Genomic DNA, 13166 nt, shown 5'->3' with positions numbered 1-13166 from the left:
ATGTCAAACCGTCAGTGTAACGTCGGTGCTATGCCCGGCCCCGACCGTGCCGGAGAGCTGCATCACGCGCAGCTGCAGGCTCGGCTGCAACGCGCCGAAGTCGCCGATCTCGTCCGCTGCGGCATAAACCGCCTGCGCCGCCGCGCAGGCGATGCTGCGCCTCACGCTGCCATCGGCAACAATATCGAGCCGGTAGGCTTCGCCATCCTCGCCGAGCGGCACCTCGGCGGCCCAGCCATCGCCATCGATGCGCGTGCGGCGGATCCAGCTCACATGCACGCCGTCGCTCCTGCGCACGGCCTTCACATGCACCGGCGCCAGCGGCAACAGCGCGGTGCGATCCGGCAGCGCCGTCAACGCCGTCGCGCTGGCGTCGTCGGTGCTGCGCCCACGGCCGACGAGCCGCAGCGACAGCGGCCGGTCCAGTGCATCCAGTCCGCGGGCGATGGGAACGAGGTTGCCATCGAGCAGTACGAAACGGGTGCCCTCGGGCAGCGTTGCCGCCATGGCCGGATCGCTGCCGCTCTGCCCCCGCAGCAGACGCGACAACCGATAGGTCCGTTCATCCACGAGTTCAGCCCGCGCGAACTGGAAAATCTCCCATCGTCCCTCGCCATTCTGCACCGCCGCTGCATTGCCGCCACCGAGCACGCGCGCATCGGACAGCGAATTCAGAACGCCGCCATAAAGCCGCACGCGCATCGACGACGCGTTGTCCCACCGTGCCAGCGGCCCCGCCGGAAGCGGATCGAGCGTTTCGCCGATCACCGCCGGCCGCGGCACGCTGGCTGCGACCTGAAAACTCGCATCGTCCTTCGACTGCCAGACCGTCACACCGCCCGGCCACGGATTGGCGAACACCGCGAGCCGCGTCAGCACATCGGCATTGCCGTTGTCGATGACCGGCAGATTGAGCACGACAACCTGCACCGGCCCGAGCGCTGGCGGCGGCGGCGGTGGCGCGATCGTCGGCGTCGGCTGTGGCACGTCGAACAGGTCGGGATCGATGCTGCGCGCCGTCACGCGCCGCGCATCGGCATCGACGAGACCGTCGATCTCGAACAATCGCCGTCGTCCATTCAGCGCGAGCGCAACCACATCGCCCGGCGCAAGTGCGAGCGACGCCCTGCCGAGCGAGAATTCTGCGCGCTCGCGTCCGGCCCACAGATCCTGCAGCCACACCTCCGCACGCTGCGTTGCCGCTGCGTCGCTGGTGATGACGGCGAGATCGGCCTGTAGCAGGCGGTTGGCGCCACCGACCAGTTTGCGGGAAGTGACGGCCCTGCGACGATAATCCGCCAGCGCATCGGAGAAACCGATGCCCACCTGCCGCGGCAGTTCCGTCTCCTGCGCGCGCACCATGTGAGCAAGCGCGCCCTGCTCCGGCGCAACGAGATCGTCCTCGGACAATTCCGCCACCACTTCGCCACCGCGCGGGATGAAGCGCAGCACACCATCTGCCGCAGTCGCATTGAAGGCAAAGGCGGCAGCCAGCGGCTCGATCATCGCCCGCGGCGCCATCGGCCGATCCACCGCATAGCCATCGCAGCCACCGCGGAGTTGCGCGGCATCGACCCCGACGACACCGCTATCGGTGACGAGCCGCTCCACCAGCGCATCCAGCGGTGCGCCGCCGAGCCGGCCGTTGAGCCAGTGTCCGGTATGCCAGTTGGCTCCGTCGCTCCAGGCGTCCTCCGCCGCGGGAAATACTGGATACGGCCTGGAATCCCAGGTCCACAGGTGGATCGCCGAAACGTCGATCATCGGCATGCCATAGACGGCCGACACCGGGTTGAGCGTTGCATCGCCGCCATGAGCGGGATCGAAGGCCGACAACAGCGCTTCCAGATAGCGCCGCTGCATCAGGTCGTCGCGCGCGCCGTTCGAGAAATGCGGCACGAAATTTTCCGACGATTTCGGATCGGGAAATACGCTCGGCTGATTGGCGCCCTTGTCCACCGCCGGACAGCCGACTTCAGTGAGCCAGATCGGCTTGCCCTGCGGCACCCAGGCGGTGGCGCCGGTCTCGACGCCGCCGACCCGCTCATGATGCGCATGCGACCACCATCCCCGCAGATCTTTCAGCCGAAACATCCAGGGTTTGCCGAGCCTGTCGGTGATCGCGCTGCGCGCCTGCGCGTTGCGCGCCGCATCGTCCGGATAAAACCAGTCATACGCCTCGCCACCGGCGACGTTGCTGCGCAAATAGTCGCGATCGTAGATCGAACCGGCCTTACTGCGATCGCGATGCAACGCGCCGTCGCGCCAATCCGACAACGGCGCATAGTAATCGATCCCGACGGCGTCGATGGCCGGCGATGCCCACAGCGCATCGAGCGGAAAGCGGACCTCCGATGCATCCGGCGTCACGACATCGGCGCCATACTCCGTCCAGTCGGCGCCGTAGGTCACCATGGTGCCGCCGCCAACGATCGCCTTGACGTCGCTGGCAAGCGCTGCCAGCTGGGCGACGGCGGGGTATTTGCCAGGCGCCGAGCGCACGCGCGTCAGCCCGCGCAGCTCCGAGCCGATCAGAAACGCGTCGACACCGCCGGCCAGCCCCACAAGCTGCGCGTAATGCAGCACCATGCGGCGATAGTTCCACACGCCGCCGGCAAAGAACGCGTCCACCTGGGCCGCCGCAAGTTCCGTTTCTTGCGGCGATCCCGCAACGCCAGGCGCCGGGTCGCATGTGATCCGACCGCGCCATGGATAGGCGGCCTGCGGGACCGCGCCGCTCCACGGATCGGGCAGCGTATTGCCTGCGGGCACATCCATCATCACGAACGGATAGAAGGTGATCTTCAGCCCGCGTGCCTTCAGTTCCGCGATCAGATGCATCACGCTCGCATCCGACGGAGTGCCGCCGAAGGCCGGCCGGCCCTCCGATTGCGAAACCACATAAGCGTGTTCGCGCGTCACTCCCTGGACCGACCACGCCTCCGGCGCCGTCGCCTTCGCGGTGCTCTCGACACCTGGCCGGACCACGCAATGGCCGGCGCGCAGATCGGAGCCGAACCAGGCGACGACGATGGCCACGCGCGCGAGGTTCGGGCACATGCCTTGCAGATCGTCGAGTGCTGCAACCACATCGGATGGCGCCGAGGCAATATGCCGGTTTTCCGGCGCGGCCTGTCCCGGCCCGACCACCTGCACCACGGGCGACGGTTCGTAACCGAATTCCGTCGTGCCCGGAATCAACGTCACCGCCCGCGTCATCGTCTCGAGCAGGCCGATCGGCCTCACCACCTCGAACGACAATTGCGGAATCCGGTTGCCGAAATTGACCAGCGGCAGACGCTCGAACACCACGTAAGCGAGCCCGCGATAGGCCGGCGCATGTCCTGCGCCCTCCTTGGCGACGATCAGCGCATCGGGCGCCTGATCCTCGCTGCCGCGATAGATGCGATAATTGATGCCGTCGAGATCGAGCGGCTTGCCATCCGCCCACACCCGCGCCACCCGGCCGATGGTGCCTTCGCAAAGACCGACCGCAAAATTGGCGAAGTAACTGTAGGTCGCCCCGCTTGCGACCGCTCCGCCCATGCCCTTGCCGCCGCCGGCTTCGTCGGTGCCGGCGACTTCCTCCAGCTGCGTTGCCCAGATCACCTGTCCGGCGAGCCTGACACGGCCATAGACGCGCGGGATCGGCGTGCCTTCGCTGGACGACATGACATCGAGACTGCCGAGCCGCGGTCCTTCCCTTCCCGCACCGCGATTTCCAAACAGCGCATTGTCGATCACACCACCGAGCGCAGCTCCGGCGATCTGCCCGATGACCGTCCCCGCTGGCCCGAACAAGCCGCCGATCGCGGCGCCGGCAGAGGAGAGAACGAGCGTGGACATGATAGATTCCCGGTGGCACGCGCAAAAGCAAAGAGCTCCGGCATGCCGGAGCTCTGGCGCGATCGAAAAGCGAGGGTCTTTCTGACCTTGATAGAACCGTGTCCCGGGCGCGCTGCAGCGTCAGGCGATGCGTGGCATCGCCGACAACGCTGCTGCGCAGAACCGGGACCGTGCAAAGCTCGGCGTTTGTTGCGGTCCCGGCTCTGCGAAGCGGCATAAGAATGCCGCATCGCGTCCGGGACACGATTCCATGAAAGCAAGAACTGCTCTAGGAATTCCGCACTCCGCGCCGATGCTCAATTCAGTCGGCCGCCTCAAACATCTTGCGATCACGCTCGGCCTGCTTCAGGAGTCGATCGCGCAGATGGGTCTCCCCTCGCTCGATGGCCATGTTCGCAGCCTTCACAACCCCTGCTTCGATGGCCGTGTCGGCGGACAGCCCCTTATGCGCGACCATCCAGCCGGCCACTTCGGCCCAGTCCCATAGCGGCGTATCGGACGTCACGCGGGCGACCGGCGCGGGAAAACGCTTTGAACCTGCAGCATTCGCATATTTTGAAATGGCAGCACGGGTAAGTGCCGTTCGCCCGGCAATATCCGATAGATTCACAAGCGGATCGGGCTCGATCCGGTCGACGATAGCTCCCGCAGCAACCACGTTCTCGACCGCCGACGCAATGGCATGCGCCAGGGACTCTGCCTCGCGCGCAAAATCGATGATCGTATGCCCCTTCTGGAAAGCGACCAGCGCATCATCGCAGCCGGCGTCGTAAAAGCGATCGCCAAAATCATCCGCATCGGGATCGACGCCGGAAGCGATGATGCTGAATTCAAACGTCTTCATTCTTGCCCCGCTCACGCTGGTGAGGACACCTCTCGACCGCCCGTCGAATCTGCTTCGCGTGGTTCTCTGCGCTCCTGGGCGTTCCGTTGACTTGCTGGGCGCATCCGTCGCGATCCGCGTGCGCGCAAAACAGCCGACCCCAATGGCCCATTTTCCTGAATCGCCACCCCATCGCTTCCGCATAGAGGATTGCGGCCTCGACCTCTTTGCTGATGTGCTTCGGCCGGCTCACGCGCTTCAGCAACTATAGCGCGCCGTTGACATATGTCAACGAAAGGCACAGAAAATGGCACGGGAGATGAGTTCGACTCATCGGCATCCTCAAGGGTGCAAAAATTGCAAAATACGACCTCTACGAGAAATCAACAATCGTCTTCAACTCGCTCCGGAAACCGAAATGCGAATGCCAGCCTTCGCCGCCACCACGGCGCCAGCGCGACTTCGCTGACGACGGCTCCGTCATGGGCGTGGATCATCGTGCCGTCGTCGGTCGCGATCGCCGCATGTTTGGCGACGCAGCCGTCGCGCCAGCGGAACAGCAGCACATCGCCGGCATCGAACGCATCCGGCTTCACCGCGACGAGATGCCGGCATGCCACTGCCGCGAGCGCCTCCTCGCCGCGCGCCTCCGCCCAGTCGGGCGCGTAGGGCGGCGGCGTTTCCGGCTCGGCGCCGACGCAGTTGCGCCAGACCCCGCGCACGAGACCGAGGCAATCGCAGCCGATCCCCTTGAGCGAAGCCTGATGACGATAGGGCGTGCCGATCCAGTCGCGCGCCTCGGCGACGATGGCCGCCCTGGAGATCGAGGATGTCATGACCGCGTTTCCAACGACGACGTCAACCGAACAGCGATGCGCCGCTGTCCTGCGACAGCGTGCCGGGCAGCGGATAGCTCATGATGAAATCGTTGCCGGGCATATGCGGGAAGCCGCGGAAGTTATCGACATTGGCAAAACGATCGCGGCAGGTCGCCAGCGTCTTGTCGCAGCCGGCGGTGACAACGAAGGTGTCCCCCACCGCGACGGGTTCGGGCATCGCCTGCCAGAGCGATAACATCACCTCGCCGTCATCGGCGCGATGCTGCTTCACTTCGATGGCAAGCCCGGCATTGGCGCCGCCGGTCCAGTTCAGCCGTCCTGCCGTGAAATAGCCACCGGCAAAGCCCGCAAGGCCTCCCGTCACGAAGACCGACGTGCCGAGCAATGCATCGACGGTGCCGTATCCGCGCCGCGAGGGATCGCCGAGATCGATCCGGCAACGTGCGTCGCCGAGATCGGCGCTGCATGTTGCCGTATAAAGCCGGCCGCTTTCCTGCGCGAGCAGATCGGCAAGACCGCGGATTTCCGCGATGAAGGCGATGCCTTCGCGCTTCACCTCGCCGAGCCGCCCGCGCGCCGTCAGCACGCGCAGGGACACATCGCTCCAGTCCGCCAGCCAGGTCTCGATCTCCGCGGCGTCGTATTTTCCGGCCGCGAGATCGGCCTCGTCGAGGCCATCGCCGTCCAGCGCTCCCGCGATGTCCCCGCCCTCCACCGACAGGTCGAAACGCCCCGCCGCCTCCGACGCCGCAAAGCCGGTACCGGCGCGAAAGACGACACCGTCGAAGACGAGATCGCGATCGTGATCGGTGAATCCCAAGACGACACCATCACGCCGCGTCAGCTTCCACGCCTGCGCCAGCGTGGTGACGCCGCTGTCGAGTCTTGCCTGCAATGCCGACGGGATCGCTCTCATATCCGGATCTCCACCAGCGGAATCTTCGGGATCGCCCCGGCCGCGAAGGCCGACAGATCGACTTCGAGATAATCCGTATCGAACCGCACCGGCACATCGAAACGAAAGCCGGCCGTAACCGCCGCGCCGGACGCGGGTGCCGCGGCGAACGTCACCAGCCCGGTCGTCGCATCGCAGCTGAACATCGGCGGCAGCAATTCGCCGCCATTCACCGCCACCCGCACGCTGCCATCCACCGGCTTGTCGATCACGCGATGATAAGGCGCGAAATTCCCGCCATATGTCTTCGTCAATTGAAACACCTGGCGTACACCGTCGCCGGTGCCGATGCCCTGATCGAGTGGTGTGATGCCGGAGAGACCCGAGATCTGGTCGAGCCGGTCGCGCCAGCGAAAGCCATGCAGCCGCCCGCGCCGCTCTTCGAAGAACGCCACCACGCTGCGCAGCGCGTCCAGTGTCTTGATCCCATAGCCGGCGTCGTAACGCCGGCGCGAATGCGCCCAGCGCGCGTTGCGCTCCTCGCGGCCGGAGCCGAAGGAGACGATCTCCGTGCGGCGTTCCGGCCCGCCCGCGCTCTTCAGCGCGATGTCGAGCGGGAACAGCACCTCGTGAAAGCTGTTCATCTTCGCTCCCCATACTCTCCCCCCTCATCCGGAGAGGCTGACTCATAAAGCGGTCGAGGTGGTTTTCGGCTGCTTTTGCTCGGAACAATGCCCGTTCAGCTCAGGATCTCGATTCTCCGTCCCTCATCCTGAGGAGCCGCGTAGCGGCGTCTCGAAGGATGGCCGCACACTCCGAGCCAGGCGAGGTCATGGTTCGAGACGACGCTTCCAGCGGCGCGGTTGCGCCGCTAGGTCTCCTCACCATGAGGGACAGCAGCGCTACAGGCTGCGCTGGCCGCGCGCCACCGCGCGGGCAATCTGGCCGGTGACGTAACTCTCCGAGCGGCGAAAGCTCTCGGCATCCGGCGTCGCGATCTGCACATGGATCACGCTGCCGCCGCCCTGCGCGGCGACGCCGAGACTGCCGTCGCTCGCACGCCGCAGCGGCATGATCGCCTCCGGCCCGGCCTCGCCGGCCAGTCCGGTGCCGCCGGCCATCGGAAAGTAGCTCGGCGTCCCGATGATGCCGCCGGCAGCAAACGCCTTGACGTTGTTCGCGCTGCCCGTGAGACTCGACACGATGCCTTGCAGCCCGCTGGCGAGACCCGTGGTCGGGTTCGACGCCAGCGACATCGTCCTGCCCGCCAGCGTTTTCAGCACGTCGTCGAATTTCTGCCCGCTCGCGCTCGACGACGCAAAGGCCTGCGTCATCGTCTTGGCAAACGTGGCCGCGGCAGCCGTGAGATTGACGGTCTTCGCCTTCAGCCCATCGACGCGCGCAGCGGCGGCATCGAGATCGTCAATCTCACTCATGATCCACCTCGCGATCGGGAAACCGCCGCATCATGTCGTCCAGCCGCGCGCGGTCGATCGGTTCCGGCATCGCGCCGCGCAGCATCGTCATCGCCGCCGCCAGTTCGCGCGGCGTCATCCGCCAGAACGCCTCCGGCGACAGCCGCAGCACGCCGAAGCCGATCTGCATCGCCGCCTGCCAGGGAAACGGCGTCATCGCGCAATCTCGCCGAACGTCGCTGCGACCAGATCCGCGGCAATGGCGACGAAGCCGGCGGCGCCGCCGCTCGCGGTCATCGCGGCCACCTCGTCATCGCTGACGACCTCGCCGGCGCCGCGCAGCCCCGCGCCGATGATGGCGACGAGATCGCGGGCCGCCAGCCGCCCCGCGCCAAAGCGTTCCGCCAGCGCGACGAGATCGTCAGCGCCGAACGCGCTCTCCAGCTCCGCCAGCGCGCCGAGCGTCAGCACCAGCGTGCGGCTCCGCCCGCCGAGCTCCGCAGCGATCTCGCCGCGATGCCGGTTCGCCATGATCGCCTCCTCATGCGGCCGCGAAGACCAGCGGCCCCGCCGATTCCAGCGCGATGTCGAACGTCAGCTCGCCATTGTGCTCGCCCGCGAATTCAAGGCTGGCGATCTGGAACAGGCCGGTGATGCTGCCGAAATCCGGCACCGCGATCTGGCAGTTGCCGATCGTGCCGTCGAAGAAATGCTGCCGCACCAGCGCATCGGAGGCAGCGTCCCTGAACAGCCCGCGCCCCGACAGCGAGGCGCGGCGCACGCCGGCGCCGGCCAGCAGCTCACGCCAGCGGTCGACGGACTCGGCATGGGTGATGTCCACCAGCTCCGCGTTGAAGGCGATGCGCCGGCTGCGCAGCCCCGCCACCGTCACGTAAGCCGTGCCGTCATGGATCTTCAGCAGCAGATCCTTGCCTTTCTGTGCGGCCATCTCGTGCTCCCCCATTGATATGTCCCGGGCGCGATGCAGCGCTCTTCGCGCTGCTTCGCAGAACCGGGACCGTAACGAGCTCCGTCGCCTGCGACGGTGATCAGCTCAAAGGTTCGGTGACGGCGCGGAAGCGCACCGCCGCGTGATAGGTGCGGCCATCGCTCTCGCGGCGGATATCCGCCACGGCGAAGCGCAGATTGACCAGCCGATGCCCCGCCGGCGCCAGCGGCGCGTCGTCGAGCGCGGCGAGCAGCGCGCCGGCGATCACATGCGCCTCCTTGTGTCCGCCCTGACGCGACCACGCATGCAGCACCAGCTGATGTTCCTGCACCTCGCCGTCGTCGGTGGACATATCGGTGATGCGGGCGTCGCCCAGCGTCACATAGGGAAACGCGGCATCGCGCGGCACTTCGTCATGCACGCGCGCGCCGCCGAGCACGGCGATGAGCGCGGTGTCGGCCTTCAGCGCCGCATGCACGGCCGCACGCAGCGCCACATGGGCAGCGGGCATCGGACACTCCTTGGTCAGGTCACGCGATAGCTGGCATGGATCTCGGTGAAGCGGCGATCCGCGCTGTCGCCGAGCGCGTCGATGCGATAAATCCTGTCGCCATCGACCAGGCGATGCCGCAGCGTCAGCCCGTGTCCGCTGCGCAGCACGATGCGCAGCCGCACCACGGCGCCATCGCTGTCGGCCTCGCCGCCATGCTGCATGCTGCCCGGCATGACGGCCGCCCAGGCAGCGGCGACCGGCACATGGCTGCGCACCACGCCGCCCTGCCCGTCATCGCTGTCTAGCGGCGCCTCGATGACGAGACGCGTCTTCATGCGGCCGGGATTTTTCATAGCGCCGGCATCCGGTAGGGCGCGAGCAGCGCGCCGACGCCCGCCGGCGCCAGCGCGCCATCCGCCGTCGCCACGCGGTTGTCATACCAGTGCGCCAGCAGCATCCGCAGCGCCTGCCGCAGATCCTCCGGCACGTCGCTGGCGTCGGCGCCATAGCCGCAATGCACATCGAGCGCGATCCCCGCATGCGCCCGCCCCGGCGCCGGCAGCGCGAAACATGGTGCCGCGATCGCATTCGCCGCGCTGTCGACGACGAAACTCTCGGGATCGATCGCGCGCGCCGCGCCATCGGCATCGAACACGCGCGCCGCGATCAGCGCGCGCAGCGGCCCGATCCGCGGCGCGAAGCGGCCGTGGCGCGGCCACGCATCCAGCACGAAGCGCCAGCTCTGCGCCAGCAGCGCGCGCCGTGTCATCGCTTCGACATGAACGCGCGCCGCCGCGATCAGCGCGGCGATGACGGCGTCGTCATCCGCGTGGTCGACACGCAGGAACGCCTTGGCTTCGCTCAGCGTCAGCGGCTCGCGCGACGGCGGTGTCAGCAGAATCGCGGACATGCGGCTCTCCGCAGATGGGATGGGACAAATCGGTGCATTGACATCGCGGCGACGCAGCGGTGACATTCCGCCATGATTCAGACAGGTCGCGCGCTCGCGCTGATGGCGCTTGCGTCGTCGTTTTTTATTGCGCCGGCGAAGGCGCTGGTCGGCGGCGCCGGCGTCGACAGTGATGCGCTCGGCCGCAGCGTGCTCACCATTGTCGGCTCGCGCGGCAATTTCTGTTCGGGCACCTTGATCGCGCCCACCCTCGTGCTGTCGGCCGCGCATTGCGTCTCGCCGGGCGCGAGCTACAAGATCGTGCAATATGATGCGGACCGGCAGCCGCGGCTGCTCGCGGTGAAGCGCGTCGCCGATCATCCCGGTTTCAACGCCCAGGGCATCAAGGCGCATCGCGCCAGCGCCGATATCGCGCTGCTGCAGCTGAGCGATCCCCTGCCCGGCAAGTCCGTTCTGCCGCTCGGCATTCCGCTCGAACCGTTCGAGGCCGGGCAGGCCTACACCATCGCCGGCATCGGCGTCGCCGCGCGCGGCGACGGCAAGAGCGGCGGCACGGTGCGTTCGGCGCAGCTCGTCTCCACCAGCCATCCCGGCCGGCTGCAGATCCGCCTGCTCGATCCCGCCACCAATAACGAGCGCCCCGGCATCGGCGCCTGCACCGGCGACTCAGGCGGCCCCGTGCTGCAGCAGCAGAACGGCCGCAGCGTCGTCATCGGCGTGATCTCCTGGTCCACCGCCGCCAGGAACGCCGCCGGCTGCGGCGGCCTCACCGGCGTGACGCCGCTGACGCTCTACCGCGACTGGATCGTGCAGACGGCCAAGGCCTGGGGCGTAGGGCTGTAGGGCGGATGACGCTTCGCTCATCCGCCCTACGCCGCCTCGTTAATCTCCGTGAAACCTTCTCCGCTATCCTCGGCGAATCATGCACCGCATCCTCGCCGCCCTGTCCCTCGCCGCCTGCGCCCTTGGCGCGGCATCCGCCGACGCCGCCGATCTCGCCGGCCACAGCCGGCTCGGCGCCGTGTTCGCCGAGCCGCTGCCGCAAACCCGCCGCGTGGTGGTGGCGGAGCGGGAAAGGCCGGTCGAGGAACCCATCGTCACCTATGCCCCGGAGGTGGACATCCCCTCCATCGTTCACGGCTATTACGGCAAGCCGAATTCGTATTATTATCGCTCCTATTACGGCACCAGGCCGGAGACGATCTTCAGCCGCGCGCCCTATGGCTGCGGCTGGTATGGCTATTGCTGAACAGGCCGTACCGAACGGCTCAGCCGCGCGGTGAGAGTCATTTCTGCTGTGATGACATCGTGTCCCGGACGCGATGCGGCATTCCACGCGAAGCGAAGCTTCGCAGGCATGCCGCTTCGCAGAGCCGGGACCGCAACAAACGCCGAGCCTTGCACGGCCTCGGTTCTATCAAGGTCGAAAATACGTTAGACTCACAGCCTCTCCGGCTCGCCGCCTTGTGAACGGGCAAGCCGAAACCTATCATCATATGAGGAAGTAGCTTTCACCGCCGGGAGGAAAGCCACTTGGGCAAACAAGAAAAGACCGAAGCCGAACTCGAAGAGATGATCGCCCAGCGCATCGTCGTGGGCGGCGTCTATGTCTCCGTCCGCCCCGATCCCGTCCTCGGCTGGCGCGCGATGGTCATCACCGCCCCTAAACACGCGACCTATGCGCAGAAGATGGCGGATGATGTCGCGGTGGAGCTGCGGAAGAAGTTTGTGTTGAAGGGGGAGTGAGTATGCCCTTCAACGTTGTTCACTCAGGAACGTATCTGCCGTCGCTCAGATACAGCAGTGTGAACCCTGCGTCGCCGGCCTGGGGAAACTCATGCCGATCGATGATCATTTGCAGCGCAGCACGCGCCTCAGCCGGAAGAACGGCTAATGTTGCATCGGCGGCTTCCAGACGGACTTGGGGGTTTGGATGACTATAAAGCGCGTGAAGCGCACGACGCTGATCACCGTCACGCGATTTCAGTTCCCTCTTTAAGGCATCAATTTCCCAATAGAGCCTGCTTGCCTTAGCGATCTGACCGCCCGTGATCGCCTCGCCCTTCGCAAGCGAAAGCGCCTGAAATTTCTCAACGAGTTGCTGTACCGTCTGATGCGAAATGTCGCGACGCTTCATGGCTTCAGTACCTGGAAAAGAATCAGAGCCTCCCGTCCGACACGGGCATGTTCGTCAGGAGCTTTGTCAGCGAGATATTGGCGCGGCGATAGTCCACCAAACCTCTCATTAGGCGTTCGGTACCAATTCGTAATATCATAATGCTTGAAGGTCGGTATCCTAACACGATTTCCTGGAGCGTCGATCTCGGATTGTGGAATGCCGCGCTGCCTCGACACATGCTGCTCCATCTTGTGATGATGCAACTCCGTTCCACGTCGCGGCACGGCAACGGCCTCTTCCAATTCTTTCATCGATTTGGGCGGATCGAGAGAAGTGACAATTTCGTGCGCCTTTGCTCTCGCCCAACCTCTCGCACTAAGTACGCTGATGAACAGAGCCGCTTCCTTAAACGCGCCGACTGCAAGTGCACGACCCAACCAGCTTGCCGCAACTCGTAGAGCTGCCGAAGAAGAACGAGGCGGTTTAACTTCCGGAATCTCCGGCGGATCGTCGAGCGGAGGATGGTTATTGAATGGATAGTCCGAAGGCCCGCTAGCTACAGTAAAGACGCTATCCAGCCCGTTGCTGCCCCCGCCGCCAGAGCCTTCCCCCTCAGCATCTTCATCTCTCGAAGTATAAATATAGAGGCGCTGCGGATCACTAAACGACTGCGTATCTCCGTCCTGCATACCGAACGTAAACTGCCCTCCATCTGGATCGCCCGCCTCAATTCGCGGTTGTCCATCCCACTTCCGCTCCGGCGTCAGATAGCGCCCGGCATCCGGTCGCAAATATCGTCCTGCATCTGGGCGCACGAACCGACATTGCTGGTGAAGCGGCCAGGCCTTCATGCGCGCACCCATCCGAGTGATAGTGA

At 65.8% G+C, this 13166-nt stretch carries 17 protein-coding genes; 3 read left to right on the top strand and 14 right to left on the bottom strand.

Annotation, left to right across the window (positions count from 1 at the left end; translation table 11 throughout):
• Positions 1-3 precede the first annotated feature (3 nt).
• The 12 genes from E0H22_RS10740 to E0H22_RS10685 form a co-directional block, all read right to left on the bottom strand.
• Positions 4-3846 (bottom strand): baseplate multidomain protein megatron, encoded by a 3843-nt coding sequence (locus tag E0H22_RS10740; RefSeq protein WP_233025631.1) that lies wholly within the window; start codon positions 3844-3846, stop codon positions 4-6.
• A gap of 301 nt (positions 3847-4147) precedes the next feature.
• Positions 4148-4690 (bottom strand): hypothetical protein, encoded by a 543-nt coding sequence (locus E0H22_RS10735; RefSeq protein ID WP_233025630.1) that lies wholly within the window; start codon positions 4688-4690, stop codon positions 4148-4150.
• A gap of 362 nt (positions 4691-5052) precedes the next feature.
• Positions 5053-5505 (bottom strand): NlpC/P60 family protein, encoded by a 453-nt coding sequence (locus E0H22_RS10730; RefSeq protein ID WP_233025629.1) that lies wholly within the window; start codon positions 5503-5505, stop codon positions 5053-5055.
• A 22-nt stretch (positions 5506-5527) separates the two neighbouring features.
• On the bottom strand, positions 5528-6424 hold the full coding sequence (locus tag E0H22_RS10725; protein ID WP_233025628.1) for a DUF2163 domain-containing protein: 897 nt from the start codon (positions 6422-6424) through the stop codon (positions 5528-5530).
• Complete coding sequence (locus tag E0H22_RS10720; protein WP_233025627.1) at positions 6421-7047, bottom strand: DUF2460 domain-containing protein; 627 nt, start codon at positions 7045-7047, stop codon at positions 6421-6423. The genes E0H22_RS10725 and E0H22_RS10720 overlap by 4 nt, the downstream gene beginning before the upstream one ends.
• Positions 7048-7305: 258 nt before the next feature.
• Positions 7306-7839 carry a phage tail tape measure protein gene (locus E0H22_RS10715; RefSeq protein WP_233025626.1) on the bottom strand — a complete coding sequence of 178 codons (534 nt, stop codon included), beginning with the start codon at positions 7837-7839 and terminating at the stop codon, positions 7306-7308.
• On the bottom strand, positions 7832-8035 hold the full coding sequence (locus E0H22_RS10710; RefSeq protein WP_233025625.1) for a rcc01693 family protein: 204 nt from the start codon (positions 8033-8035) through the stop codon (positions 7832-7834). The genes E0H22_RS10715 and E0H22_RS10710 overlap by 8 nt, the downstream gene beginning before the upstream one ends.
• Entirely contained in the window at positions 8032-8349 is a 318-nt protein-coding gene (locus E0H22_RS10705) for a gene transfer agent family protein (RefSeq protein ID WP_233025624.1), read from the bottom strand. The genes E0H22_RS10710 and E0H22_RS10705 overlap by 4 nt, the downstream gene beginning before the upstream one ends.
• 10 nt (positions 8350-8359) lie before the next feature.
• Complete coding sequence (locus tag E0H22_RS10700; RefSeq protein WP_233026279.1) at positions 8360-8767, bottom strand: phage major tail protein, TP901-1 family; 408 nt, start codon at positions 8765-8767, stop codon at positions 8360-8362.
• Between the two features lie 100 nt (positions 8768-8867).
• Positions 8868-9278: a DUF3168 domain-containing protein gene (locus E0H22_RS10695; protein WP_233025623.1), complete on the bottom strand. Its 411-nt coding sequence runs from the start codon at positions 9276-9278 to the stop codon at positions 8868-8870.
• A 14-nt stretch (positions 9279-9292) separates the two neighbouring features.
• Entirely contained in the window at positions 9293-9613 is a 321-nt protein-coding gene (locus E0H22_RS10690) for a phage head completion protein (protein WP_233025622.1), read from the bottom strand.
• Positions 9610-10170 (bottom strand): head-tail connector protein, encoded by a 561-nt coding sequence (locus E0H22_RS10685; protein WP_233025621.1) that lies wholly within the window; start codon positions 10168-10170, stop codon positions 9610-9612. The genes E0H22_RS10690 and E0H22_RS10685 overlap by 4 nt, the downstream gene beginning before the upstream one ends.
• 72 nt (positions 10171-10242) lie before the next feature.
• Here E0H22_RS10685 and E0H22_RS10680 point away from each other — a divergent pair, with 72 nt between their 5' ends.
• The 3 genes from E0H22_RS10680 (at position 10243) to E0H22_RS10670 (ending at position 11916) form a co-directional block, all read left to right on the top strand.
• Positions 10243-11013 carry a S1 family peptidase gene (locus E0H22_RS10680; protein WP_233025620.1) on the top strand — a complete coding sequence of 257 codons (771 nt, stop codon included), beginning with the start codon at positions 10243-10245 and terminating at the stop codon, positions 11011-11013.
• Between the two features lie 79 nt (positions 11014-11092).
• Positions 11093-11419: a hypothetical protein gene (locus E0H22_RS10675; RefSeq protein ID WP_233025619.1), complete on the top strand. Its 327-nt coding sequence runs from the start codon at positions 11093-11095 to the stop codon at positions 11417-11419.
• A gap of 284 nt (positions 11420-11703) precedes the next feature.
• Positions 11704-11916 carry a hypothetical protein gene (locus E0H22_RS10670; RefSeq protein ID WP_233025618.1) on the top strand — a complete coding sequence of 71 codons (213 nt, stop codon included), beginning with the start codon at positions 11704-11706 and terminating at the stop codon, positions 11914-11916.
• 19 nt (positions 11917-11935) lie between these two features.
• Here the strand turns inward: E0H22_RS10670 and E0H22_RS10665 are convergent, their stop codons facing one another.
• Both E0H22_RS10665 and E0H22_RS10660 read right to left on the bottom strand, forming a co-directional pair.
• A complete protein-coding gene (locus E0H22_RS10665) occupies positions 11936-12307 on the bottom strand; it encodes a DUF2019 domain-containing protein (protein WP_233025617.1) in 372 nt (123 codons plus the stop codon).
• Complete coding sequence (locus E0H22_RS10660; protein WP_233025616.1) at positions 12304-13080, bottom strand: hypothetical protein; 777 nt, start codon at positions 13078-13080, stop codon at positions 12304-12306. Before E0H22_RS10660 ends, E0H22_RS10665 begins: the two co-directional genes overlap by 4 nt.
• Positions 13081-13166 lie beyond the last annotated feature (86 nt).

This window comes from Rhodopseudomonas boonkerdii (genome assembly GCF_021184025.1).
Taxonomy (GTDB): Bacteria; Pseudomonadota; Alphaproteobacteria; order Rhizobiales; family Xanthobacteraceae; genus Tardiphaga; species Tardiphaga boonkerdii.
The sequence above is the reverse complement of the archived record's forward strand: the minus strand, read 5'-3'. Positions and strand labels throughout refer to the sequence as shown.

Coding starts and splice junctions, on each gene's coding strand:
- E0H22_RS10700 (WP_233026279.1), bottom strand. CDS start 8,767: ATGGCCGCACAGAAAGGCAAGGATCTGCTGCTGAAGATCCATGACGGC.
- E0H22_RS10705 (WP_233025624.1), bottom strand. CDS start 8,349: ATGGCGAACCGGCATCGCGGCGAGATCGCTGCGGAGCTCGGCGGGCGG.
- E0H22_RS10690 (WP_233025622.1), bottom strand. CDS start 9,613: ATGAAAAATCCCGGCCGCATGAAGACGCGTCTCGTCATCGAGGCGCCG.
- E0H22_RS10695 (WP_233025623.1), bottom strand. CDS start 9,278: ATGCCCGCTGCCCATGTGGCGCTGCGTGCGGCCGTGCATGCGGCGCTG.
- E0H22_RS10675 (WP_233025619.1), top strand. CDS start 11,093: ATGCACCGCATCCTCGCCGCCCTGTCCCTCGCCGCCTGCGCCCTTGGC.
- E0H22_RS10665 (WP_233025617.1), bottom strand. CDS start 12,307: ATGAAGCGTCGCGACATTTCGCATCAGACGGTACAGCAACTCGTTGAG.
- E0H22_RS10730 (WP_233025629.1), bottom strand. CDS start 5,505: ATGACATCCTCGATCTCCAGGGCGGCCATCGTCGCCGAGGCGCGCGAC.
- E0H22_RS10685 (WP_233025621.1), bottom strand. CDS start 10,170: ATGTCCGCGATTCTGCTGACACCGCCGTCGCGCGAGCCGCTGACGCTG.
- E0H22_RS10725 (WP_233025628.1), bottom strand. CDS start 6,424: ATGAGAGCGATCCCGTCGGCATTGCAGGCAAGACTCGACAGCGGCGTC.
- E0H22_RS10715 (WP_233025626.1), bottom strand. CDS start 7,839: ATGAGTGAGATTGACGATCTCGATGCCGCCGCTGCGCGCGTCGATGGG.
- E0H22_RS10680 (WP_233025620.1), top strand. CDS start 10,243: ATGATTCAGACAGGTCGCGCGCTCGCGCTGATGGCGCTTGCGTCGTCG.
- E0H22_RS10740 (WP_233025631.1), bottom strand. CDS start 3,846: ATGTCCACGCTCGTTCTCTCCTCTGCCGGCGCCGCGATCGGCGGCTTG.
- E0H22_RS10710 (WP_233025625.1), bottom strand. CDS start 8,035: ATGACGCCGTTTCCCTGGCAGGCGGCGATGCAGATCGGCTTCGGCGTG.
- E0H22_RS10720 (WP_233025627.1), bottom strand. CDS start 7,047: ATGAACAGCTTTCACGAGGTGCTGTTCCCGCTCGACATCGCGCTGAAG.
- E0H22_RS10735 (WP_233025630.1), bottom strand. CDS start 4,690: ATGAAGACGTTTGAATTCAGCATCATCGCTTCCGGCGTCGATCCCGAT.